Genomic DNA, 21,845 nt, shown 5'->3' on the forward strand with positions numbered 1-21,845 from the left:
CTTTCATGCCCTCCGCCTGATAGGGAATTGCCCATGAACCCTTTTGAATCCCTCGGACTGAAACACGACGGCCGCACACTCTGGGTGCTGGACCAGACCCAGCTTCCGGACGTGGAGGTCTGGCTGGACGGCAGCGACCCGGAGGCCATGGTGGGCCTCATCAAGCGCCTGGCCGTGCGCGGCGCGCCGCTCATCGGCGTGGCGGCCGCGGCGAGCCTGGCCACCTTCGCGCACCGGGGCGCCTCTGCTTCCGAGTACGCGGCCGCCTGCGCATCCCTGCGCGCAGCCCGGCCCACGGCCGTGAACCTCATGTGGGCCATGGACCGGATGAAGGATGCGGCTGATCCCATGGCCGAAGCCCAGGCCATCTTCGAGGAGGACGTGCGCCTCTGCGAAGGCATGGCCCAGCACGGTGCGGCGCTCATCCAGGACGGTGAAAGCATCCTCACCCACTGCAACACCGGCGGCCTGGCCACCGCGGGCATCGGCACGGCCCTGGGTGTCATCCGCCGGGCCCACGAACAGGGCAAGCGGATCCACGTGTATGCGGACGAGACGCGGCCCCTCCTGCAGGGCGGCCGCCTCACGGCCTGGGAACTGCGCAAGCTGGGCATCCCCTCGACGCTCATTACGGACAGCATGGCGGCCCTGCTCATGCGCGACGGCAAGGTGCAGCGGGTGCTCGTGGGCTCGGACCGCGTGGCCGCCAACGGCGACTTCGCCAACAAGGTGGGCACCTACGGCGTGGCCGTGCAGGCCCGGTACCACGGCGTGTCCTTCCACCCGGTGGCCCCCTTCAGCACCGTGGACCTGGCCTGCCCGGATGGCGCCGCCATTCCCATCGAGCTGCGTTCAGAGGCCGAGGTGCGCGGCTACGGCCCCTGGCGCTGGGCCCCGGAGGGCATGCCCGCCTGGAACCCCAGCTTCGACGTCACGCCCGTGGACCTCGTGACCAGTCTGGTGATGGATCGCGGCGTCTTCACGGCTGCACAGCTGAAGGCCGGAGCGCTTCGGAGTCTCCTCTCGTAGTGCCGATTCTTTCCATCTCTGTTTCAATGAAGAAAATCACTTCGTGAAGCGGAGATTCTATGATCCACAAGCCCACGGCTCTGGCGGGACTGGTGCTTCTTCTGGCGGCCGGCGGCGCTCTGCCTGCCCTGGAATCTCCGGAAAGCGGCGTGCCCGGCCAGGAGAAGCCGCGGGAATCCTGGGCCGCCGAATCGAGGCCCGTGGCCGTGTCCCGCACGCCAGGCCAGGTGGCGATCTTCGACGAGGACGACATCCTCCGCTCCGGGGCCCGCACCCTGGGCGAGTTCCTGCTCCGCGAGCTGCCCTCCCAGGTGCAGAGCCAGGGCGGCCCCGGCCTGCCCTCCCGCATCTACCTGGGCGGCAACCGGCCCCAGGACACCCTCGTCACGATCGATGGCATGCCCCTCATGGACCCCGGCCGCCTGGGCCAGGACCTCAGCGAGGTGCCCCTGCTCGGGATCACGCGCATCGAGGTCATCACCGGCTCGCCGGGCTCCGGCGCCAGCGGCCAGGGCGGAACCCTGGCCCTCTTCACCGGCAAGCCCCCCCGCCCCGGCGTCTCCGGAGACCTGGGCGGACTGGGTGGAAACAACGGACAGGGCCAAGGCACGGCCACGCCGGGCTACGCCTGGGAGGGCGGCTACCTCCGCGGAGGCAACCTCAGCGCCGAGGAGAAGCAGGCCGTCCCCACGGACCGCCCCTACCGGCAGGTCACCAACTTCCTCGGGCTCGGCCAGCGTTGGGGTTCGGCCACCTGGAGCCTTGCCTGGCGCGGCACGGCCTTCGGCGTACCGGTGCCCTACCAGGAAGTCTCCGACACGCTGCGGATCTACAATCCATCCCGGGAGAGTCGCCAGCGGAGCGACAGCGGGCAGCTGAGGCTGGACTGGGATCTGGGGCGCGGCATGGCCTTCGAGATGGCCCTGGGCCTGTCCCGCTTCCGCCACGAGCAGCCGCCTGTCGGTTCGGCCACGCCCACGGCCTTCGAGGGCCGGGACACCCGCTTCCAGTCGGCCCTGCACCTCCGGACCGGTTCCCGCTCGAGCCTGAGCCTGCGCCTCGATGGCCAGGACCTGCGGCAGGACGGGGACCTCAATCCCGCCATCACCGGCCTGGCCAAGGGCACCCAGATGGGCCTGGGGCTGGAATGGCGCTTCGAGCCCCGGCCCGGCACCCGCCTGCTGGGCCAGGCGCGGGCCACGCAGGACCGCCAGAACCTGGACCTGGGGGGCTCGGACACCGAGGTGCTCCGCGCCTCCGGCCACACCCTCCGGCTGGGCATCAACCAGGAACTCGGCTACGGCTTGCGGCTCTACGCCGCCGGCGGGAGTGGCCGCACCGCCCCCGCCCTCCTGGAGCAGCTCCGGAACAGCCTCGTCCCGGGGACGGCCCCCCTCCGCATGGAGCAGGCCACCTTCTTCCAGGTCGGCCTGGGCTGGGGCCGGGGTGCCTGGTACGGACGGCTGGAGAGCCAGCAGCAGACCGGGAAAGACCTCGTCGGTCCGTCCGGGCTGACCTACGCGAACCAGGACCGGGTCCGGGTGCGGGGGACGGATGCCGCCTTCGGCTGGCGCTCGGCGAAGAAACTGGGAGTGGAGGCCTTCCTGCGCACCCAGGAGGCGCGCGACCTGAACGCGCCGGACGACCAGCAGTACCGCACGGCGGCCTCCCAGCGCCGGCCCTTCTCCTCGCACGGGATCAGGGGATTCATGGGCTGGAGCCACGTGCAGACCGAGGTCCACTACACCCTGCAGGGCCACCAGTACTCCTCCTTCGGGGACGGCGGCGGCCGGGCTGCGGCCAACGGGTTGCCGCCGGTCATCCGGGCCACCCAGGTGGTCTACCGGGACATGGGGATGTCCACCACGGTGACCGCCGGCCGGCACTGGACTTTCGTCCTCCGCGGCGAGCACCTGCTGCAGCCCCGGACCAGCGCCGACCAGTGGCTCACTGCCAGCCGCGAAGGCCAGAACGACGCCTACATCATCGACGGTTACCCCGCCGCCCCGCCGAGCTACTCGGTGGAGGCCCGGTTCAGGTTCTAGCCGCGGCGGGGGTGTTGGTCTTGGCCGCGAACCCCTCGGGGGGATAGATGTAGTCCAGGTCGAAGCACGCGGTGCAGAACTCCTGGCGGCGGCCCGGCAGCAGGCCCTCGAAGTCGGCCACGTCCAGCCACCGCAGGCTGTCGGCACCCAGGTACTCGCAGATCTCCGCTTCAGACATGCGGTTGGCGATGAGTTCTTCGCGGGTGGGGGTGTCGATGCCGTAGAAGCAGGGGCCGATGACCTTGGGGGAGCCGATGCGGACGTGGATCTCTTTCGCGCCGGCAGACCGCACCATCCGCACGATCTTGCGCAGGCTGGTGCCCCGGACGATGGAGTCGTCGATGAGTACCACCCGCTTTCCCGGGAAGAAATCCGGCAGCGGGTTGAACTTCTGCTTCACGCCCTCGTCCCGGCTGGCCTGGGTGGGCTTGATGAAGGTGCGGCCCACATAGTGGTTCCGCAGCAGCCCCATGCCGAACTCGGCCTTCTTGGTCCTGGCGTACCCCAGGGCGATGAAGTTGGAGGAGTCCGGGACGGGCATCACCACGAGGTCCTCGCCGTTGGTCAGTGCGCCATCCTTGGCGGCCATGCAGGCTCCGATGCGCTCCCGGGCCTGGTAGACCGATTCCCCGAAGATGGTGCTGTCAGGCCTCGAGAAGTAGATGAGCTCGAAGACGCAATGACGGGCCCGAAGCGGGGCGGAGGCCACGGACACCACGGGCCGGCCCTTCTCCAGGCGCAGGATCTCCCCGGGCTTCACCTCCCGCAGCCGGCGGGCTCCGATGATGCCGAAGCCGCAGCACTCCGACGCGAAGACCGTTCCTTCGCTGGCGGGCTCGCCCTCCCCTTCATGCCCCAGGTGGCCGATGACGAAGGGTCGGAAGCCATGGGGATCGCGGAAGGCGTAGAGGCGATCCTTGTACATCAGCACCGTGGAGAACGCGCCCTTCAGCTCGCCCTGGACCCGGGCGATGGCCTGCTCGATGCTCAATCCGTCCCGCACGTGGTAGAGGGCGATGAGCCGTCCGATCAGCTCGGCGTCATTGTCGCTCTTGAACACCACGCCGTCCCGCTCCATGCGCGCCCGCAGCTCTCCATAGTTGATGAGGTCGCCGTTGGAAGCGATGGCCATGACCGGCCCTTCCGCCAGCTCGATGGCGTGGGGCTGGGCGTTCGCCACGTCGCTGCAGCCCGCGGTGGGATACCGGACGTGCCCGATGGCCGTCGAGCCCGAGAGGCGGGCCTGGGCCTCCTCGTCGAGCACCTGCTTCACGAGCCCCATGCCCTTGTGGGCCACGATGCGGCCCGCGGCGTCCCGGGCGGCGGCTCCGCAGCTCTCCTGGCCCCGGTGCTGGATGGCGAAGAGGATGGAGGAGACGATCGACGTGGCTCCCTCGGCTTCAAACACACCTGCGATGCCACACACGCTCAGCCTCCTGAAACAGATGCTCCAGGATACCAAGCGGCCCGCGGCCACCGGAGACCGCTACGCTCTGGTCGGAGACCGCAGCGCTTAATGCCCCCGGCCGCTCAGGGCCTGGAGCCCCACGCCGACGACGATGATGATGAGGGCCACCCAGCGCATGGGGGTCATGGCCTCGCCGAGGAAGGCCCGGGCCATGAGGGCGTTGGCGACGAATCCGAGCGCCAGGAAGGGATAGGCGTAGTTCACCTGCACCATGGACAGGGCGCCGAGCCACACGACCACGCTCACGGCGTAGCAGGCGAGACCGGCCAGCACCCAGGGTTCGAGCATCAGCCTGAACAGAGGGCCGACGGCCAGCTGCATGCCGCCAGCGGCCTGGAGGCCCTTCTTCAGGCAGATCTGCGCGGCCGCATTGAGCAGCACGCCCAGCACGATCAGGGGAATGGCCTTCAGGTTGGGGCTCACGGAGTCTCCGGGACAGGGGCGGCGAGGTGGGCTTCCAGGGCGTCCCAGATGATGCCGGCGGGCACCTGGGTCATGCAGGGGTGGTCCGGCAGCGGGCAGTGCCACTTCTGGCACTCGAGGCAGGCGAGGTCCCCCTTGCGCACCACGGTCACCTTCGGCCCCCGGGGCGCCGTATGCCGCGGGATGGTGGGCCCGAACACCACCACCACCGGGGTGCCGACCACCGCCGCCAGGTGGGCCAGCCCGGAATCGTTGGCCAGCACCGCCTGGGCGCCTGCCAGCCATGCGGCGCTCTGGGACCAGGGGATCCGCGCCGTCAGGTCCAGCGCCTCGGGCACGCGCTGGCGGAAGGCCTCGGCCCGGGTCACGTCGTCTCCGGGACCGCCCAGCACCACGATGCGGAAGCCTGCCGCCAAGGTGCGGTGGGCGAGATCCACCAGGAGGTCCAGGCCCAGGCGCTTGGCCCCCGCGGCCGCGCCCATGGCGAAGGCCACATAGGGATCCCGGTCGAGGCCGTGATCCCGGCGGGCGGCCTCCACGCATGCGAGGCTCTCCTCCCTGGGGCGGAACGGGAGGAAGGCCGGAGAGCCGAGCTCCGGGTAGCCGGAACGCACGATGTCGCGGTAGCGGTCGAGGGAGTGGTCATCCCGCTTCCAGTACTTGAGGCTGGATGTGAGCAGCAGGGAGGCCCCCCCGTCTCCGCAGCCCACCCGGCGCGGCACCCTCGCCACGAACGCGGCGGCCGGGGCGCGCAAGCTCTTGGCCAAGGCCAGCAGGGAGGCCGGCTGGTGGTCCCGCAGCAACCGGGCCCCCTCCAGCAGGCCTGCCTTCTTCGGGGGATCGGCCACGACACCAACGTAGCCCGGGGATCCTTCGAACAGCTCCACCGTAGCCGCCGGACCCCAGGCCACCAGGGGCTGGCCCGCGGCCAGAAGGGGCGCGGCGGCCTGGTGCATCAGGATGGCGTCGCCTACGAAGCGGGGCATGCGGATCCAGTGGGCGCCGGCCGGAATCAAGACCTCCTCCTGAGGAGCAGGATCTCGCCGCCGCCCGTGCGCACGGCCAGCAGCACTTCGAACCGGCCGCGCAGAGCCGGAGTCATGCCCCAGGCGTCCTGCTCCCACTCGCTTCGCTGGGCCACCAGGCGGGCCTCCGGGTCAAGGGTTTCCAGGGCCTCGGCCCGCCGCAGCTCCGGCATGAGGTGGTCCGTGTAGACCATGACGCCGCTGCGGATGGTCTGCCAGTAGAAGACCTGGCGCCCGGCGATCAGGGGCTGGACAGCCACGGTCCAGCGGCGGTAGCTCTTCTGCGGATCCAGCAGCCGGAAGCCCCAGGTGCCGCCCACCAGGTAGAGCAGGCCGAGGGACAGAGCCGCCGCCGGAACAAGGCGCCTGGACCGCTGCCTCCAGGCCAGGACCGCCACGGCGACCGATCCCACCCCCAGGACCAGGGCCATGAGGCGGATGGGTCCCTGGAAGGCCGCCAGTTGGGTCTGCACCTTCGCGCCGCCCGCCCCCGTTGCCGCAGCGGTCAGGGCCAGGGCCGGCAGCGCGAGGCCGAGCGTGAGAAGAAGGCCCAGCCGCCGGGCGCGGGAGTCCTCCAACCGCCGGAACAGGTCGCCGACGAGCAGGGCCAGGAAGGGGTAGCCCATGAGCAGGTACTTGCCCTGCTTGCTCTGCACGGCGCTGAGGAAGACGAAGGGCACCAGGAAGGCCAGCAGGGCGAAGCGCTTCGCGGGGTCCCCCAGGCACCGCTCCCGCCGCAGGTGCAGAACCAGGGCCGGCAGCAGGAGCACCCAGGGGAAGAAGTCGCCCAGGGCGTACTCGAAGTACCGCCACCAGGGCTGGATGTGATCCCAGGCGTGCGTGGCGCGCTGGAAATTCTGGAAGATGATCAGCTCGTAGGCGTAGTGGGCACCGCCCTTGAGGCCTGCGGCCACGTACCAGGGCGCCACCAGCAGCAGGGTGAGGCAGAGGCCCGCGACGATGCCCGCCCGCCGCAACACCGCAAGGTCCCTCTGCCAGGCCAGGAAGGCCGCCAGCACCAGGACGGACAGCACCGGTGCCAGCGGACCCTTGGCGAGGAAGGCCAGGGCCAGCCAGAAATAGGCCTTGAGGAACCAGCGGCGGTGCTCGCCGGAGGCGGCCTCGGCGATGTGGCCCCGCAGGAGGAGGTAGCCCCCCAGCCAGGCCAGCCAGCTCCAGGCCAGCAGAGCGGAAAAGAGCATGTCGATCTGGATGAACTGGCTCTGCCAGAACCAGAGGGGCGTGGTGGCGAGCACCAGGGCCGCGGGCTCCGCCGTCCCCGGCTCCAGAAACCGGACAGCCCAGCGCCGGAAGGCGGACAGGAAGGCCACAGCGGCGATCACGGAAGGCAGACGGAGGGCCCAGGCGGCCACGCCCTGGGTGAAGCCCAACCCGCCGGTGAGCGCGTCCAGCAGCACCGAAGAACCCTTCATCACCCAGTAGTAGAGGATGGGCTTCTCGCTGTAGGGAACTCCGTTGAGGTAGGGCAGCAGCCAGTCGCCGCGGAGGCGCATCTCCTTCACGCACTGGGCGAAGTCCGGCTCGTCCGGAGCCCAGAGATCGCGCATGGGCAGCACCGCCAGCAGCAGCAAGGCGAAGAGCAGCTCAGGCGCGTGGGCCCGCAACCACTCCGCGAGGCGGCCCCTGGAGGGCGAGGCGTTCGGATGTCCGTCCATCCCTCCATCTTCCCCCATCGTGGGGAGATCCCCAAAGGGCTTACAATGGAGGCATGGCGCCCGCCCTCCTCAGCCTCCTGCTTCTGGCCGCCCCCGTTCCCGCGGACGGCGTGAAGGAGGACATCAAGCAGGCTGCCCGGCAGATCGGCCAGGGTTTCAAGAAGGGCGGCAAGGCGGTGGGCCACGCGGCCAAGGAAGGCGGCAAGGCCGTCGGCCGGGGTGCCAAGACTGCCGGCAAGGGCGTGGCCAAAGGCGCCAAGGAAGCCGGACACGGGGTCAAAGAGGCCGTGAAGTAGGCGTCCTTCCAACCGGAGTCGGAGTGAGGAGCAACCGACCCGCGAGGGGGACGGTGGAGGCGTGGGCCTACCGCCGCCTGGCCACCACCGCGGCCGGGCTCTGGTCCACCACCTCCCAGCGCGCCCTTTCCTCCGGGGGGAGCCCCTTCCAGTTGGCGGCCTTGGCCATGACGAACACGGGGCGCTCCGGCGCCTCGGCCTTCAGGAGCTCGGCCATGGTGCCCAGGGCGTCCGGGTTTTCGTTGAACCAGCGGGGCGCCACCGAACCCAGGTGGTCGCGGCCATAGGCCAGCTCACCGGTGCCCGCCACCACCACCGCCCGGGTGCGGGCGTAGAACGGGAGACCCTGGAAATAGTTGCCATAGCTGATCCACTGGGCTTCCGGAGGTGCAGAGCGGGCCAGATCAGCCACAGACTTGCTGGGGCCCACGGCCACCTGAGCGGTGGCCGTCAGCAGCCACAGGGCGGTCCCCATGGTGACCATGAGGCGCGACCCGGTGAGGCCCTTGAGGTGACGGGACCAGAGGCCCAGCCCGATGAAAGCCAGGCCAGGCAGCGCCAACCACCAGGATCCCTTCAGGCCGGTGCGGAGGGCCACGGCGGCCGAGAGCAGGAGGGCGCCAAGCCCCATCAATTCCCAGCCCATGCGGCGCAGAGCCGCGGGAGCTTCGCTTTCGCGCTCGAAGGCGCAGGCCAGGGCGGCCAGGGGCACGAGGACGGGCAGGATGTAGGGCGGCAGCTTGGAGCCGGACAGGCTGAAGAAGGCCAGGGGCCAGACGAACCCCATGACCGTGGCGCCGACGACCCACCGGGCCATGGGGTCCTGGGCCTGGGGACCCCTGCCCTTCAGGAAGGCCCAGGCGCGCTTGAGCCCGACCATCGAGATCGACAGCCAGGGCAGCAACCCGACGGCGAGGACCCCGATGAAATAGAGCTTGTCCAGCAGCCAGTTGTTCGAGCCCTGGCGGGCATGTTCATGGGTCAGGAAGCGGGTGAAGTGCTCGTGGATGAAGAAGAATTGAGCGTGACCGGGATTGGCGCGGTCCACGAACCAGAACCAGGGCGACACCAGGACCAGGTAGAGCAGCCAACCCAGGGGATCGAAGGCCGTCCGCAGGATGGCCCGGCGGAGGGCGGCGTCCTTCCAGCCGAAGGGCAGGGAGAACACCAGGATTCCCCCCACGAGGATCACCTGGGCCAGCCCCTTGGTGAGCATGGCTCCGGCCATGAGCGTGAAGGCCGCCAGCGTCCAGCCCAGGCCGCCCTTCCCCTCCCGACGCCGGACCACGGCCTCGACCAGGGCCGCCAGGGCCGCCACCAGGAAGGCGCTGAACAGGGCGTCCAGCGTGAGGAGCTGTCCGACGAGGAACGCCAGCAGTCCGGTCGCGGCCATGAAGGGCGCCCAGCGGGCATCCCGGGTGCCGAGGCGCCTGGCCAGCCGCCAGGCCGCCCAGATCATGAGGCCCGAGGCCAGGGCCAGGGGCAGCCGGGCGGCCGCGCCGTTCTGCCCGAAGAGTTTCATGCCGAGGGCGGACAGCCAGTACTGCAGGGGCGGCTTCTCGAAGTAGAGCACCCCGTTCAGCCTGGGCGTCAGCCAGTCGCCCGTGGCCAGCATCTCGCGGGGGATCTCCGCATAGCGCCCCTCGTCCGGCTCCCACAGGGGCCGCACCAGCAGTGGCAGCAGGCCCAGGAAGACCCAGAGGGCGAGGAGCGTGTAGCGTTCGCGGCGCGTCATGGGCTTCGGAAATCCCTGAAGATAAATCTCACCACCAAGACTCCAAGGCACCAAGAGCTGCCAAAGCACTTCGTTTTTTCTTGGTGTCTTGGTGTCTTGGTGGTGATCCGTTGCAGTCCGGAAAAGCTAGTTCTCGGTCTCGACGACCTTCTCGAGGGCCTTGTGCTCTTCCACGAAGAAGTCGATGGCCTTCTTGAGAGAATCCTTCATGGACACCTTGGGCTGGAAGCCGAAGGTCTGCTGCATGCGCTTGATGCTCGGCGTGCGGCGGGCGACGTCCTGGTAGCCCTTGCCGTAGAACTCTCCGCTGCCGGTCTCCACCATCGTGCCTTCGGGGATGCCGCGCTCGATGCGGAAGGGGTGGTCCTTCCAGATGGCGATCATCATCTCGGCGATCTCGCGCACGCTGTAGTCGTTGGCGGGGTTGCCGATGTTGAAGATCTGGCCGTCGGCCTTGCCGCCCTCGTTGCGCAGCACGGCCATGAGGCCGTCCAGGGCGTCCGCCACGTCGATGAAGCAGCGGCGGGCGGTCCCGCCGTCCACCAGCTGCAGGGGCTCGCCGTTGAACAGGTTCCAGCTGAACTGGGTCACCAGGCGGCTGCTGCCCTCCTTCGCGGTGTTCAGGCTGTCGAGCTTGGGGCCCATCCAGTTGAAGGGCCGGAAGAGCGTGAACTTCAGGCCCTGCTGGAAGCCGTAGGCCCAGATGACGCGGTCCAGCAGCTGCTTGCTGGTGCTGTAGATCCAGCGGTTCATGGGGATGGGGCCCGTCACCAGGGGCGACTCGTGCTCGTCGAACTCCGCGTCGGGGCACATGCCGTAGACCTCAGAGGTGCTGGGGAACACCACGCGCTTCTTGTACTTCACGCACTGGCGGACCACGCGGAGGTTCTCCTCGAAGTCCAGCTCGAAGACGCGCAGCGGGTCCGTGACGTAGACCTTGGGCGTGGCGATGGCCACCAGGGGCAGCACCACGTCGCACTTCTTGATGTGGTACTCGATCCACTCCTTGGAGATCGTGACGTCGCCCTCCACGAAGTGGAAGCGGGGGTTGGCGAGGTGGTCGGAAACCTTGTGCGTGCCCAGGTCCAGGCCGTACACCTCCCAGTCCGTGTCCTGCATGATGCGGTCCACCAGATGGGATCCGATGAATCCATTGACACCGAGGATGAGGACCTTCACGGGAGCTCCTTGCGCAAACGTTTCAGTCTAGCCGCTTACCCAGACGGGCGCAGCAGGCGCCTATTTCAGCCAGCCCTTCCGGCGGAACCAGGCCCAGATGGCCAGGGCGGTGAGGAGCATGGCGCCGATGACCAGGGGGTACCCGAAGCGGTGCTCCAGCTCGGGCATCCGCTTGAAGTTCATCCCATAGACTCCGGCGATGAACGTGAGGGGCAGGAAAAAGGCGCTGAAGACCGTGAGCACCCGCATGACCTCGTTGGTCCGCTGGCTGGCCAGGCTGATCTCCAGGTTCATGAGGTGGGTGGCGCTCTCCAGCAGCTCGTCGGCCCAGGTGTGCAGGCGATCGGCCTCCTCCACCACGTCCGCCAGCAGGCCCTGGTCGTCCCGGGCCTGCTCCTTGAGCGGGCCCAGGGCCGTCGTGATGCGCCCGAGGGTCCGCTTGATGACCGCGCAGCGGCGCTTGAGCCCGTAGACCTGCCGGACGCCCTGGTGGGGAATCTTGCGGTTGAAGAGGGCGGCTTCGATCTGGTCGAGCTTCTCCTCGCTCTCGCGCAGGGGCTCATCGAAGGAGGCCACGGCCTTGGCGCAGAGGGCCAGCACCAGCTGTTCCGGACGGAGGGCCTGGCCCGTCGCCGCCCGCTCGGCGGCCTGGGCGAAGAAGGGCTGCTCCCGGCGATGGACGGTGATGACCGCGCCCTCCATCATCAGAACCACCAGGCGACGGGTCATGGCCTGGATGGTGTCCCCCCGCTTGGCCACCTCGTCGTAGGCCCGGAGGATGAGCAACTGCTGCCCAGGGAGCCGCTCGAATTTGGGCAGATGGGGCTGGTTGAGCAGGTCCCGCACCGCCGCGGGGTGGAGCCCGTAGCGTCTGGCCACCTCGCCCATTTCGGCGGCCGTGGGATCCACCAGATCCACCCAGGTGAAGGTCGAGCCTTCCGGAAGCGGCAGGTTCCTCAGCATCAGGGCACCCGGCACACCACCTTGCCGAAGCCCTGGCCGGCCTCGAGGTGGCGCTGGGCCTCGGGATAATCCGCCAAGTCGAAGGTGCGGTCGATGACGGGCCGGAAGGGCGGGTTGGTGGGGTTCTTCTTCAGCAAGGACAGCAGGGTCCACAGGTGCTCGCGCCGGCCCATGTACGAACCGCGGATCTGGATCTGCTTGGCGAAGAGGGCCCGCAGGTCGAAGGAGGTCTCCCGCCCGGTGGTGGCCCCGCAGGTGACGATGCGGCCCCCGCGCGCGCAGGCGCTGAGGCTGGTGGCCCAGGTGGCGGCCCCAGTGTGCTCGAAGACCACGTCCACCCCGCGCTTGCCGGTCAGGTCGCGCACCTTGGAAGCCAGGGCTTTCAGGTCGCCCCGGACGAGGACATGCTCGGCACCCAGGTCCCAGCACTTCATGGCCTTGGCCTCGCTGCCCACCACGGCGATGGCGGTGCCGCCCAGGGCCTTCACCAGCTGGATGGCCGCGCTGCCCACCCCGCTGCCCCCGCCCCACACGAGGGCGGTCTCCCCGGGCCGGAAATCGACTTTGTGGACGAGCATCTCCCAGGCCGTGAGGAAGACCAGGGGAAAGGCCGCGGCCTGATCGAAGTCCCAGTTCGGGGGGATGGGCAGCAGGTTGGCTGCGGGCACCAGCACATGGGTGGCGGCTGTGCCGTCGCAGACATGGCCCAGCACGCCGTAGGAGGGGCAGAGCATGTCGTCGCCCCGCAGGCAGGCAGGGCACACGCCGCAGCTCAGGCCCGGCGCGATCATGGCGCTGCCGCCCACCTCCACGCCCGGAGGCAGGACCGTTCCGTCGCCCGTGGCCGCCACCACGCCCGCACCGTCGCAGCCGGGCGTGAGAGGAAGCGGCAGGGGGAACCCCGGCAGGCCGAAGGTGGTCCAGAGGTCCAGGTGGTTGAGCGCCATGGCCTTCAATTCCAGGCGGACCCAGCCCGGTCTCGGCTCCGCGGGGGTGAAGGCCTCGCGGACAGGCGATCCCGCGGGGCCGTGCTGGAGGATGCGGAAACGGAACGGATCGGCCATGGAAGGCCTCCTATTCAGACTTCAACGACCTCGTCATCAGCCGGCGCACGGCCTCCTCGGGGCGCTCGCCGTTGAGGAGGCGGTGGACCTCGGCGGCGATGGGCAGGTCCAGGCCGTGCTCCTTGGCCAGGGCCAGGGCCGCGTCCGTGGTGAACATGCCTTCGATGATCTGGCCGCCCAGGGCATCCCGGGCCGCCTCCACACTGTTCCCCTTCCCCACCAGCTCGCCGAAGGTGCGGTTGCGGCTCTGGGGACCCGTGGCCGTGAGCAGCAGGTCGCCCATGCCGGCCAGGCCCATCACCGTGGACGGCTGGCCGCCCAGCACCTCCACCAGGCGGGCCATCTCCGCCAGGCCCCGGGTGATCAGGGCCGCCCGGGCGTTGTAGCCCAGCTTGAGGCCGTCCACCAGGCCCGCGGCGATGGCGAGGACGTTCTTGAGGGCGCCGCAGAGCTCTGTGCCCACCACGTCCCGGCTGAGGTAGATGCGCAGTTTCTCGGAGGAGAGCTGCGCCTGGAGCGCCACGGCCCGCGCGTCGCTCACGGCGGGCGGCAGGGCCATCACGATGGCCGAGGGCACGCCCCGGCTGACCTCATCCGCGAACGTGGGTCCGGAAAGAACGCCCACGGGCATGTCCAGCACCCCCGTCAGGGCCTGGGACAAGGTCTGGTGGGAGCTCTGGAGGATCCCCTTGCTGACGTGGATCACGAGCTCGGCAGGGTGCACCGCCTTCGGACGCAGCATCCTCCAGGCATCCGGCGTCACCTGCGTCGGCATGGCCGAGATCCACAGCGGGGCGCGGAAGGCTTCGGTCGGATCGTCCGACGTCTGCAGGTTCTCGGGGAAGGCCACGTCCTTCAGGCGGAGGTGCCTGCGCGTGGCGGCCATCTGGGCCATTTCGTCCGGGAAATTGCCCCAGAGCGCCACCTTCGCGCCCGCGCGGGCCCAGGTGATGGCCAGGGCCGTGCCCCAGGCGCCGGAGCCGAAGACGCCGATGTCAGCTCTGGACATTCGCGTCCTCCTTCTTCGCGCCCCATAGCTTGGATTCAGTGCCCGCCTGCAGCCGCAGGATGTTCTCGCGATGCTTCCAGATCACCAGGATGGCCAGGGCGGCCCAGGGAAGGACCGGCGCCGGCCCTTGCCCAAGCAGCTCCGCCACGGGGCGGCTCGAACCCCGGGCCAGGAAGAGCTGCACAGGCACCATGGCCGCGGCCAGGATGCTGCCCAGGCTCACATGGCGGGTGAGCCACAGGGCGAAGATGAAGATGCCCAGCGGCAGGAGGACCATGGCGGCGTCCGCGGCCAGGATCACGCCCAGGGCCGTGGCCACGCCTTTCCCGCCCTGGAACCTCAGCCAGGGCGTGAACACGTGGCCCAGCACGGCCGCCAGGGCCATGAGGGCCAGCAGGTCCACGCCCACGCCCGCCTTCTTCGCCAGGAACACGGGAAGGAAGCCCTTGGCGATGTCCAGCAGCAGCGTAACCACGCCCAGGGCCTTGCCTCCCACCCGGCTCACGTTGGTCGCGCCGATGTTGCCGCTGCCATGGGCGCGCACATCCCCCTTTCCTGCCAGCTTCACCAGCAGGAGACCGAAGGGGATGCTGCCGCACAGGAAGGCGGCAAGGCACCAGAGGATCGGGGAAGGCACGAGTGGCGATGGCATGGACGCAGTGTATCAGCCGATCCGCGAGACCCGCCTCAGCAGGTCCAAAGCCCCGGCCATTCCCCGCAGCTGCACGTCCACCCGGTCACCGGGGATGGTCAGGGCCTTCGCCACCGTTCCCTCTGGTCCAGCCAAGGCGATGAACAGGGCTCCCACGGGCGCGCCCCCTTCGGCACTCGGGCCGGCATTGCCGGTGATCCCCAGGCCCCAGGTGGCGCCCAGCCGGGCCCGGACCTTCTCGGCCAGCTCGCGGCTGGTGGCTTCGGACACGGTGCCATCCAGCTCCAGCTGGTCCGCATCCAGCCCCAGCAGGGCCACCTTGGCTTTCGCCGAATAGACCGTGGCGCCCCCCAGGAACACCTCGCTGGCGCCGGGAATCGCCGTGAGGCGGGAGGCCAGCAGGCCACCCGTCACGCTCTCGGCCACGGCCAGCGTCTCCCCCCGGGCCTTCAGGCCCGCCAGCACCGCATCCTCGAGGTTGCCATCCCCCACGCCCACCAGGTCCTCGCCCAGCACGGGAAGGAAGTCGGCCCGGGCGGCCTCCAGGGCTGCGGGATCGGAGCCGCGGGCCAGCAGCTCGACCTGGGTGAGGCTGGCGAGGATCGTCCAGACCAGGTGGCCGTGCCGCTCCCGTACCGGGCGGATGCGCTCGTCCAGGGCACTCTCGGGCACGCCCGCCACCACCATGCGCAGGGTATGCACGGAGGCGCCCGCCAGGGCACGCAGGCGGGACTCCACCTGGTCCTCCCACATGCGCTTCATCTCCCGGGGCACCCCCGGCATCATCACGATGCGCACGCCGGGATGCCCCTTCGGGCCTTCCCACCACACGCCCGGAGCCGTGCCCACGGGGTTTCGCAGGGCCTCCGCGCCCTCGGGCAGCAGGGCCTGCTTGAAGTTCGACTCGGGGGGGACGCGCTTCCGGGCGGCGTAGAAGGCCAGCATGTCCTCGCGGCTCTGCGCGTCCTCGCGCAGCTCCACGCCCAGGACCTCCGCGAAACACTCCTTGGTGAAGTCGTCAAAGGTGGGCCCCAGTCCGCCCGTGGTAAGGATGAGGTCCGAGCGCATCAGGGCCTCGCGGAAGAGCGCGGCCAGATCTTCATGGCTGTCGCCCACGGCGGTCTTGCGGTGGAAGGCCAGGCCCAGGGAGGCCAAGCGCTCCCCCAGCCACACGGAATTCGTATCCAGGCGGCGCGTGGTGAGCAGCTCGGTGCCGATGGCGATGCATTCGATGCGCATCGTAGAATCATGCCCGATAAGGAGCGGCCATGATCATCCCGGATCTCGACGACCTGGTGCTGGAATCGGACGAGGAGTCCGGCATCCAGGAGCTGGGCCGTCGCTTCCTGGCCCGCGGGCCCTGGACCACGGTGGCGTTCCTCGTGAAGACGAAGGCCGATCCCGAAGGCGACTGGGAAGGCCCTTCCCTCTGGCTGCACCGGTACCAGAAGGTGGCCCAGGGCTGGAAGCTGGTGAGCCGCTTCCGCACCACGGAGCCCGCCCAGCTGGAGAAGCTGGCGGATGCCCTGGAGGGGTGGAGAGGCTACTTCAGCGCCGGCAGGTAGCGCTCCCGGATCACCGTCAGGTGGTGGGCCGCGTGGCCGAGGGTGATGTAGGGAATGCAGCGGGCCGTGATGGCTCTGCTGTTGGTGATGCCCTGGTTCCCCCAGGCGGCGTCCGGCAGGCTGCGGAACAGCGCGAGGCTGGCGGTCCGCAGGGCCCGCCATTCCGTGATCAGGTCGGCCATGGTGCGCGTGTCGGCCTGGGCGGCGGCGGCATAAGGATCTTCGTCGAAGCCCGGCATGGGAGTGGCGTCCCCCCGACCGATGCGCAGGCAGCGATAGGTGAAGATGCGCTCGGCATCGATGATGTGCTGGAGCAGGTCCTTCAGGCTCCACTTGCCGGGGGCGTAGCGGAACCCGCCCTGGGTGTCGGACAGTTCCCCGAACAGCGTCGCTACCTCCTCCTGTTGCGCCTGGAGGTGGGCCAGCACATCGCCCTCGCCGGCCTCGGCGATGTAGGTGGCGTAGCCTTCGGCGTATTCACCGGGGAGCGGACGGGTGAGGCTCATGGGCACTCCTTCAGAAGGTCATCACCTTCATGGTGTTCGTGCTGCCGGTCTTCCACAAGGGCAGGCCCATGGTCATGACCACGCGGTCGAGGCTCCCCAGCTCGTGCTTGGCCACCAGCAGCTCGCGCACCACGGACACCATCTCGTCCGTGCTGCTCACCCGGGGAATGAGCAGGGCCGTGACGCCCCGCAGGAGGCCCATCCGCCGGGCGGTGACCTCATCCACCGTGGCGCCCAGCACCGGCGTGCGGCCCGCCAGGCGGCTCACCATGCGGGCCGTACCGCCGCCCTCGGTGAAGGCCACGATCCAGCGGGCGTTGATCTCGTCCGCCGTGCGGCAGGCGGCGAAGGCCACGGAGATGTCCGTGCGGGAAAGCACCTTCTCGGCCAGCTCGTCGGGCAGCGTGGGAGTGCGCTGCTTCACGTTGCTGTCCGCCTCGGCGGCGATGCGGGCCAGCCACTGGACGGCTTCCACGGGATGTGCCCCCGTGGCGCTCTCGGCGCTGAGCATGACGGCGTCCGTCCCATCCCAGATCGCGTTCGCCACATCGCTGGCCTCGGCACGGGTGGGCTGGGCGTGCTCGATCATGCTCTCCAGCATCTGGGTGGCGGTGATCACCGGCTTCAGGGCCTTGCGGGCGGCCCGGATGATCTCCTTCTGCAGGCCGGGGACTCGCTCCACGCCGAGTTCCACGCCCAGGTCGCCGCGGGCCACCATCACCCCCCAGGAGACGTCGAGGATCTCGCCCAGGTGGGCCAGGGCCGTGGGGTGCTCGATCTTGGCGATGATGGGCTGGGTTCCGCCCAGGTGCTGGATGATGGCCTGGAGCTGCTGCACGTCGGAAGCCCGGCGGACGAAGCTCTGCGCGAACAGGTCCACCTCGTGCTCCACGCCCCACCGGATGTCGGCATGATCCTTCTCGGTCAGCGGATCCACATTGATGTCCATGCCGATGGGATGGACACCCTTCCGGGCCTTGAGGGGGCCGCCGATGACCACCTCGGCCTTCAGCAGGTCCGCACCCTTGGCGAGGATCCTCACCGTGATGGCGCCGTCGTCCAGGAGCCAGAGCTGGCCAGGTTCCGCACCCTCGAAGAGCTCGGGATGCGGCAGGGGCGCGGCCCAGGCCGCGCCAGCCGGAACAGTGGCGCCGGGCGCGTGGAAGACCCCTTCGCTTCCCTCGGCCAGGTCCACGGGCGTTTCCAGCAGGCCCACCCGCCACTTCGGGCCCTGGAGGTCCAGGAACACGGGAATGGAGCGGCCGAGTTCCGCAGCCAGGGTCCGGACCTTCTGGAGGGCCTCCAGGCGCGTCGCAGGATCTCCATGGCTGGCATTCAGCCGGACCGCATCCGCCTCGCGAAGGGATTCCCGCAACCGGTCGCCTTGCATCAGGGCGGGTCCCAAGGTCATCACGAGTTTGGTCTTGCGCACATCAGCTCCCATTCCATGCACAGGCATTCCACACACTTTTCCACAGTCTGCGCCTGCGTTTAGAGCTTGTCACGGGGCTTTCACTCTTTTCATCGCGGTGCTACCTTCTTGATCCCGATACGGATGATGGAGAAGACGGAATGCGCGAGAAGCTGCGTATCCTCGTGGCGGAGATGGTGCGTGGCGGTGTGCCTCTGGAGCTGGCGCGCCGCGAGTTCGAGCGGGTGTACCTGGAGGAGGTGCTGGCGACCCACGAGGGGAACCACAGCGCCGCGGCCCGAGAACTGGGCATCCATCGGAACACACTCGCCAAGAAGCTGGAGGCTCCGACGAGCCGGCTCAAGCGCGTCAGCCTCGCCAGCTGACCTCTCTTCCGCCCGGGGACGAAAACCCGGCTCCGCCGGGTTTTTCATTTCGTAGACCGCGCCGGGTTTTCCTTCGACAGGACCGCCCCGGATCGGTACAACTGGGAATCGGAGGGCGCCATGAAGAAGGTGGCCATCAACGGGTTGGGACGGATCGGGAGGCTGGTGCTGAGGCATCTCATGAAGGTGCCCCATGTGCGCGTGGTGGCGGTGAACGACCTCACGGATGCCGCCACCCTGGCCCATCTGATGAAGTACGACTCCGTGCATGGTCCCGCGGACTTCCCGGTGGCCTCGGACGGGAACTACCTGGTGCTGGACGGGCGCCGCATCCGGGTCTACGCGGAGAAGGATCCCCAGCTCATCCCCTTCGGGGCCCAGGGCGCCCAGGTGGTCCTGGAATGCACCGGGAAGTTCACCAAGCGGGCCCAGGCCGCCGTCCATCTCCAGGGTAGCGTCAGCCACGTGATCATCAGCGCGCCCTCCGGCGACGCGGACCGCACCATCGTCATGGGCGTGAACGAATCGACGCTGGATCCCGCGAACGAGCACGTGATCTCCAACGCGAGCTGCACGACGAACTGCCTCGGCCCCCTGGTGAAGGTGATGGACGAGGCCTTCGGCATCGACTACGGCTTCATGACCACGGTGCACAGCTACACCAACGATCAGCGGGTCCTCGACCTCCCCCACAAGGATCTCCGCCGGGCGCGGGCCGCGGCCCTCAGCATGATCCCCACCAGCACCGGCGCGGCCAAGGCCATCGGCCTGGTGCTGCCCCACCTCAAGGGCCGCATGGACGGCCTGGCGGTGCGTGTCCCCACCCCCGATGTGAGCATCGTGGACCTCACCGCCACCCTCAAGTCCGACGCCACCCTGGAAGCGGTGCAGGAAGCCTACCGTTCGGCCGCCGAGACCGGCCCCCTGGCGCCCTACCTGGAGGTGCTCGACGCGGAGCTGGTGAGCGCGGACCTGCGGGGACGGACCGCCAGCACCCTGTACGACCCCTACCTCACGAAGGTGCTGGGACCTCGGCTGGTCAAGGTCTTCGCCTGGTACGACAACGAGTTCGGTTACGCCGCCCGCTTGAAGGACCTCTGCGTCCACCTGCTGGAGCGCCTCTAGCCGATGACCGCCCTAGCCCTGAATGGCCTCGGCCGCATCGGCCGTTTGCTGGTGCGTCGCCTGACGGCGACCCAGCCCGGCGCGCTGGGCGCCGTGAACGACCCCGCCCCCATGGACCAGCTCGTCCACCTGCTCCGCTATGATTCCGTCCACGGCCCCAGCCTCGAGACCATCGAAGGCCTCACGGAGGGCGGGCAGGATTTCCTGCTGCTTGGCGGGCGCCGGGTGCCCCTCTTCCACGCCGCGGATCCGGCCCTGATCCCCTTCCCCGCCGGCACCCGCCTCGTGGTGGAGGCCAGCGGCCGTTTCACCCGGAAAGTCGACGCCACCCGGCATCTCAAGAATGGCGTGTCGCACGTCGTGATCAGCGCCCCCAGCCCCGACGCGGACTACACCGTCATCGCCCCCGTGAACGGATCCGGACTCGACCTGGCCCGCCACCGGGTGATCTCCAACGCGAGCTGCACCGCCCACGCCACAGCCCCCATGCTGAAGATCCTGGACGACGCCTTCGGCCTCGACCACGCGGGCATGAGCACCGTCCACGTGGTCACCAACGACCAGCGCCTCCTGGACCTGCCCCACAAGGACCTGCGCCGCGCCCGGGCGGCCTTCCTGAGCATCATCCCCACCACGTCGAGCGCCTTCGGAGCCCTGCACCGGGTCATGCCGGATCTTCCGCCGGCCTTCGACGGCGTGGCGCTCCGGGTTCCCACCCTGAACGTCAACCTGGTGGACGTGGTGGCCACCCTCCACCGCGAGACGGATGCCGCCGCCCTGAATGCCGCCTTCGCTTCCGCCGTGGCCGGCCCATGGAAGGGCCTCGTGGACCTGGCCCCGCCCCATGCGGTCAGCAGCGACATCACCGGCCGGGCGGAAAGCGTGCTGATGGATCTGGAGCTCACCATGACCCTCGGCCCGCGCTTCGTGAAGGTCTTCGGCTGGCACGACAACGAGACAGGCTATGCAGCCCGGCTCTGCGAGCTGGTCCTGGATCTGGCGAAACAGGTCTAGATCGTCCCCGCTGCGTACCCGGTGCTAAACGCAGCCTGGAGGTTGTAGCCGCCCACAGGACCGTCGAGGTCCAGCAGCTCGCCGCAGACCCGAAGGTTCTCCCAACCGCGCAGCGCCATGGTGCGCGGGTCCACGGCGGCCAGGTCCACGCCCCCCGCCGCCACCTCGCCACGGGCCAGCGGAACGGGCTGGGGCCCGCCGAGCGGCAGGGCCGTGACGAGGCCCACCAGCGTCCGTCGCCCGCCCTTGGAGAGGTCCTTGAGCATGAGGTCGCGACCGATTTCCGCCTCCGCCAGCAGATCCTCCACCACCCGCTCAGGCAGATGCCGCTGAAGCCAGGTGGCTGCCCGCAGGCGCGGATTGGCGCGGGCCTCCGCCTGGAGCGCGGCGTCCACCGCCTCCGGCGCCTCGAGAAGGCTGGCCTGCGCCAGCCAGGCCGCACCCCCGCGACGGGCACGCTCCACGGCCTGGCTCAGTTCCAGGGCGGCGGGGCCGCTGATGCCGGTCCTGGTGAAGAGGACATCTCCCGCGAAGGCGGCCAGGCGGCGCCCGGAGGGCCCCGCGCATAAGCGCAGCTCGCCGTTCCTCAGGGCCACGCCCTCCCAGGCGGGGCGCGGACGTGCCAGCGGGATGGGCGCCAGCGCTGGGAACCAGGGCTTCACGGGGACGCCCAGCTCCCTCAGCCACCCCAGCACCTCCCCCCGCGTGCCGGTCTCGGGATAGCTCGCCCCACCAGTGGCGAGGATGACGTGATCCACCTCCACCCGCGCCTCGCCCACGCGCAGAGCCGCCAGGCGTGGCGCGCTGCCTTCCAGCGCGGTCACGCGGGCCCCTGTTCGCACTGCCACGCCCACCCGGCGCACGAGGGTCTCAAAGGCGGCCACCACGGCCGCGGCGCTGCCGGGGCGGTCCTGGGGGAAAACCCGGCCGTTCTCCCGGGTGTAGGTCTCCACGCCCTCCCGACGCAGCAGCTCCAGCACGGCCCCATTGCCGAAGGCATGGAGGGAGGGACGAAGGAAGCGGGCCTGGTCCACGGAGAAGGCCCCCAGCAGGGCCTTCGGTGGGCCGTCGTGGGTGATGTTGCACTTGCCGCCGCCGCTGATGCGGAGCTTCACGCCCAGCCGGCCGTTGGCCTCCAGCAGCGTCACGGCGTGCCCCTGCGAAGCGGCCCGCCAGGCCGCCACCAGCCCCGCCGCACCGCCGCCCACCACGATCACGTTCGCCATGGGTCCATGATGACGGAAGTGGTGGTCAGCTATCAGCTGTCGGCTATC

Annotated in this window: 21 protein-coding genes; 7 read left to right on the plus strand and 14 right to left on the minus strand. The window is 69.6% G+C overall.

Annotated elements, in window-relative coordinates:
• The first annotated feature begins 33 nt into the window (after positions 1-33).
• Both mtnA and MLJ35_RS05680 read left to right on the plus strand, forming a co-directional pair.
• On the plus strand, positions 34-1,029 hold the full coding sequence (gene mtnA / locus MLJ35_RS05675; protein ID WP_243383506.1) for an S-methyl-5-thioribose-1-phosphate isomerase: 996 nt from the start codon (positions 34-36) through the stop codon (positions 1,027-1,029).
• A 59-nt stretch (positions 1,030-1,088) separates the two neighbouring features.
• Positions 1,089-3,074, plus strand: a complete 1,986-nt coding sequence (locus tag MLJ35_RS05680; protein ID WP_243383507.1) for a TonB-dependent receptor plug domain-containing protein — start codon at positions 1,089-1,091, stop codon at positions 3,072-3,074.
• Here the strand turns inward: MLJ35_RS05680 and purF are convergent.
• The 4 genes from purF to MLJ35_RS05700 form a co-directional block, all read right to left on the minus strand.
• Positions 3,064-4,500 carry an amidophosphoribosyltransferase gene (purF, locus tag MLJ35_RS05685; protein ID WP_243383508.1) on the minus strand — a complete coding sequence of 479 codons (1,437 nt, stop codon included), beginning with the start codon at positions 4,498-4,500 and terminating at the stop codon, positions 3,064-3,066. The two genes, MLJ35_RS05680 and purF, sit on opposite strands and share 11 nt — an antisense overlap.
• Positions 4,501-4,587: 87 nt before the next feature.
• Positions 4,588-4,965 (minus strand): DMT family transporter, encoded by a 378-nt coding sequence (locus MLJ35_RS05690; protein ID WP_243321540.1) that lies wholly within the window; start codon positions 4,963-4,965, stop codon positions 4,588-4,590.
• Positions 4,962-5,981, minus strand: coding sequence for a glycosyltransferase family 9 protein (locus tag MLJ35_RS05695; protein ID WP_243383509.1), 1,020 nt, complete (start codon positions 5,979-5,981; stop codon positions 4,962-4,964). Before MLJ35_RS05695 ends, MLJ35_RS05690 begins: the two co-directional genes overlap by 4 nt.
• Positions 5,978-7,666, minus strand: a complete 1,689-nt coding sequence (locus MLJ35_RS05700; RefSeq protein ID WP_243383510.1) for an ArnT family glycosyltransferase — start codon at positions 7,664-7,666, stop codon at positions 5,978-5,980. Before MLJ35_RS05700 ends, MLJ35_RS05695 begins: the two co-directional genes overlap by 4 nt.
• Before the next feature lie 53 nt (positions 7,667-7,719).
• On the opposite strand from MLJ35_RS05700, the gene MLJ35_RS05705 reads away from it, so the two are divergent.
• Complete coding sequence (locus MLJ35_RS05705; RefSeq protein ID WP_243286307.1) at positions 7,720-7,962, plus strand: hypothetical protein; 243 nt, start codon at positions 7,720-7,722, stop codon at positions 7,960-7,962.
• Between the two features lie 67 nt (positions 7,963-8,029).
• On the opposite strand, the gene MLJ35_RS05710 is transcribed toward MLJ35_RS05705, so the two are convergent.
• From MLJ35_RS05710 to MLJ35_RS05740, 7 genes are all read right to left on the minus strand, one after another.
• The gene (locus MLJ35_RS05710) at positions 8,030-9,697 is read right to left on the minus strand and encodes a glycosyltransferase family 39 protein (RefSeq protein ID WP_243383511.1); all 1,668 of its coding nucleotides are present in this window, start codon (positions 9,695-9,697) and stop codon (positions 8,030-8,032) included.
• A 126-nt stretch (positions 9,698-9,823) separates the two neighbouring features.
• Positions 9,824-10,876, minus strand: a complete 1,053-nt coding sequence (locus tag MLJ35_RS05715; RefSeq protein WP_243383512.1) for a bifunctional UDP-4-keto-pentose/UDP-xylose synthase — start codon at positions 10,874-10,876, stop codon at positions 9,824-9,826.
• Between the two features lie 60 nt (positions 10,877-10,936).
• Entirely contained in the window at positions 10,937-11,839 is a 903-nt protein-coding gene (locus MLJ35_RS05720) for a CorA family divalent cation transporter (protein ID WP_243383513.1), read from the minus strand.
• Positions 11,839-12,903 carry a zinc-binding dehydrogenase gene (locus tag MLJ35_RS05725; RefSeq protein ID WP_243383514.1) on the minus strand — a complete coding sequence of 355 codons (1,065 nt, stop codon included), beginning with the start codon at positions 12,901-12,903 and terminating at the stop codon, positions 11,839-11,841. The genes MLJ35_RS05720 and MLJ35_RS05725 overlap by 1 nt, the downstream gene beginning before the upstream one ends.
• Positions 12,904-12,913: 10 nt before the next feature.
• A complete protein-coding gene (locus MLJ35_RS05730) occupies positions 12,914-13,912 on the minus strand; it encodes an NAD(P)H-dependent glycerol-3-phosphate dehydrogenase (RefSeq protein ID WP_243383515.1) in 999 nt (332 codons plus the stop codon).
• Positions 13,899-14,564 carry a glycerol-3-phosphate 1-O-acyltransferase PlsY gene (gene plsY, locus MLJ35_RS05735; RefSeq protein ID WP_243383516.1) on the minus strand — a complete coding sequence of 222 codons (666 nt, stop codon included), beginning with the start codon at positions 14,562-14,564 and terminating at the stop codon, positions 13,899-13,901. Before plsY ends, MLJ35_RS05730 begins: the two co-directional genes overlap by 14 nt.
• 12 nt (positions 14,565-14,576) lie before the next feature.
• Positions 14,577-15,803, minus strand: coding sequence for a CinA family nicotinamide mononucleotide deamidase-related protein (locus MLJ35_RS05740; RefSeq protein ID WP_243383517.1), 1,227 nt, complete (start codon positions 15,801-15,803; stop codon positions 14,577-14,579).
• Between the two features lie 29 nt (positions 15,804-15,832).
• Here MLJ35_RS05740 and MLJ35_RS05745 point away from each other — a divergent pair, with 29 nt between their 5' ends.
• A complete protein-coding gene (locus MLJ35_RS05745; protein WP_243383518.1) occupies positions 15,833-16,129 on the plus strand; it encodes a hypothetical protein in 297 nt (98 codons plus the stop codon).
• Here the strand turns inward: MLJ35_RS05745 and MLJ35_RS05750 are convergent.
• On the minus strand, positions 16,108-16,635 hold the full coding sequence (locus MLJ35_RS05750; protein ID WP_243383519.1) for a DinB family protein: 528 nt from the start codon (positions 16,633-16,635) through the stop codon (positions 16,108-16,110). The two genes, MLJ35_RS05745 and MLJ35_RS05750, sit on opposite strands and share 22 nt — an antisense overlap.
• A gap of 10 nt (positions 16,636-16,645) precedes the next feature.
• Entirely contained in the window at positions 16,646-18,067 is a 1,422-nt protein-coding gene (gene pyk, locus MLJ35_RS05755) for a pyruvate kinase (RefSeq protein WP_243383520.1), read from the minus strand.
• A gap of 140 nt (positions 18,068-18,207) precedes the next feature.
• Here pyk and MLJ35_RS05760 point away from each other — a divergent pair, with 140 nt between their 5' ends.
• From MLJ35_RS05760 to MLJ35_RS05770, 3 genes are all read left to right on the plus strand, one after another.
• Positions 18,208-18,432, plus strand: a complete 225-nt coding sequence (locus MLJ35_RS05760) for a helix-turn-helix domain-containing protein (RefSeq protein WP_243286319.1) — start codon at positions 18,208-18,210, stop codon at positions 18,430-18,432.
• A gap of 120 nt (positions 18,433-18,552) precedes the next feature.
• Complete coding sequence (gene gap, locus MLJ35_RS05765) at positions 18,553-19,557, plus strand: type I glyceraldehyde-3-phosphate dehydrogenase (RefSeq protein WP_243383521.1); 1,005 nt, start codon at positions 18,553-18,555, stop codon at positions 19,555-19,557.
• A 3-nt stretch (positions 19,558-19,560) separates the two neighbouring features.
• Positions 19,561-20,571: a type I glyceraldehyde-3-phosphate dehydrogenase gene (locus MLJ35_RS05770; protein WP_243383522.1), complete on the plus strand. Its 1,011-nt coding sequence runs from the start codon at positions 19,561-19,563 to the stop codon at positions 20,569-20,571.
• Here MLJ35_RS05770 and MLJ35_RS05775 read toward each other — a convergent pair.
• Positions 20,568-21,797 carry a BaiN/RdsA family NAD(P)/FAD-dependent oxidoreductase gene (locus tag MLJ35_RS05775; protein WP_243383523.1) on the minus strand — a complete coding sequence of 410 codons (1,230 nt, stop codon included), beginning with the start codon at positions 21,795-21,797 and terminating at the stop codon, positions 20,568-20,570. The two genes, MLJ35_RS05770 and MLJ35_RS05775, sit on opposite strands and share 4 nt — an antisense overlap.
• Positions 21,798-21,845: the final 48 nt, after the last annotated feature.

The organism is Geothrix alkalitolerans (assembly GCF_022808885.1).
In the GTDB taxonomy this organism is placed as follows: domain Bacteria; phylum Acidobacteriota; class Holophagae; order Holophagales; family Holophagaceae; genus Geothrix; species Geothrix alkalitolerans.

What these genes read in the sequence shown, in the direction of transcription:
- MLJ35_RS05700 (WP_243383510.1), bottom strand. Translation starts at nt 7,666, where the DNA reads ATGGACGGACATCCGAACGCCTCGCCCTCCAGGGGCCGCCTCGCGGAG.
- MLJ35_RS05750 (WP_243383519.1), bottom strand. Translation starts at nt 16,635, where the DNA reads ATGAGCCTCACCCGTCCGCTCCCCGGTGAATACGCCGAAGGCTACGCC.
- MLJ35_RS05730 (WP_243383515.1), bottom strand. Translation starts at nt 13,912, where the DNA reads ATGTCCAGAGCTGACATCGGCGTCTTCGGCTCCGGCGCCTGGGGCACG.
- MLJ35_RS05725 (WP_243383514.1), bottom strand. Translation starts at nt 12,903, where the DNA reads ATGGCCGATCCGTTCCGTTTCCGCATCCTCCAGCACGGCCCCGCGGGA.
- MLJ35_RS05745 (WP_243383518.1), top strand. Translation starts at nt 15,833, where the DNA reads ATGATCATCCCGGATCTCGACGACCTGGTGCTGGAATCGGACGAGGAG.
- MLJ35_RS05705 (WP_243286307.1), top strand. Translation starts at nt 7,720, where the DNA reads ATGGCGCCCGCCCTCCTCAGCCTCCTGCTTCTGGCCGCCCCCGTTCCC.
- MLJ35_RS05770 (WP_243383522.1), top strand. Translation starts at nt 19,561, where the DNA reads ATGACCGCCCTAGCCCTGAATGGCCTCGGCCGCATCGGCCGTTTGCTG.
- MLJ35_RS05775 (WP_243383523.1), bottom strand. Translation starts at nt 21,797, where the DNA reads ATGGCGAACGTGATCGTGGTGGGCGGCGGTGCGGCGGGGCTGGTGGCG.
- MLJ35_RS05760 (WP_243286319.1), top strand. Translation starts at nt 18,208, where the DNA reads ATGCGCGAGAAGCTGCGTATCCTCGTGGCGGAGATGGTGCGTGGCGGT.
- plsY (WP_243383516.1), bottom strand. Translation starts at nt 14,564, where the DNA reads ATGCCATCGCCACTCGTGCCTTCCCCGATCCTCTGGTGCCTTGCCGCC.
- MLJ35_RS05680 (WP_243383507.1), top strand. Translation starts at nt 1,089, where the DNA reads ATGATCCACAAGCCCACGGCTCTGGCGGGACTGGTGCTTCTTCTGGCG.
- mtnA (WP_243383506.1), top strand. Translation starts at nt 34, where the DNA reads ATGAACCCTTTTGAATCCCTCGGACTGAAACACGACGGCCGCACACTC.
- MLJ35_RS05740 (WP_243383517.1), bottom strand. Translation starts at nt 15,803, where the DNA reads ATGCGCATCGAATGCATCGCCATCGGCACCGAGCTGCTCACCACGCGC.
- MLJ35_RS05710 (WP_243383511.1), bottom strand. Translation starts at nt 9,697, where the DNA reads ATGACGCGCCGCGAACGCTACACGCTCCTCGCCCTCTGGGTCTTCCTG.
- MLJ35_RS05720 (WP_243383513.1), bottom strand. Translation starts at nt 11,839, where the DNA reads ATGCTGAGGAACCTGCCGCTTCCGGAAGGCTCGACCTTCACCTGGGTG.
- gap (WP_243383521.1), top strand. Translation starts at nt 18,553, where the DNA reads ATGAAGAAGGTGGCCATCAACGGGTTGGGACGGATCGGGAGGCTGGTG.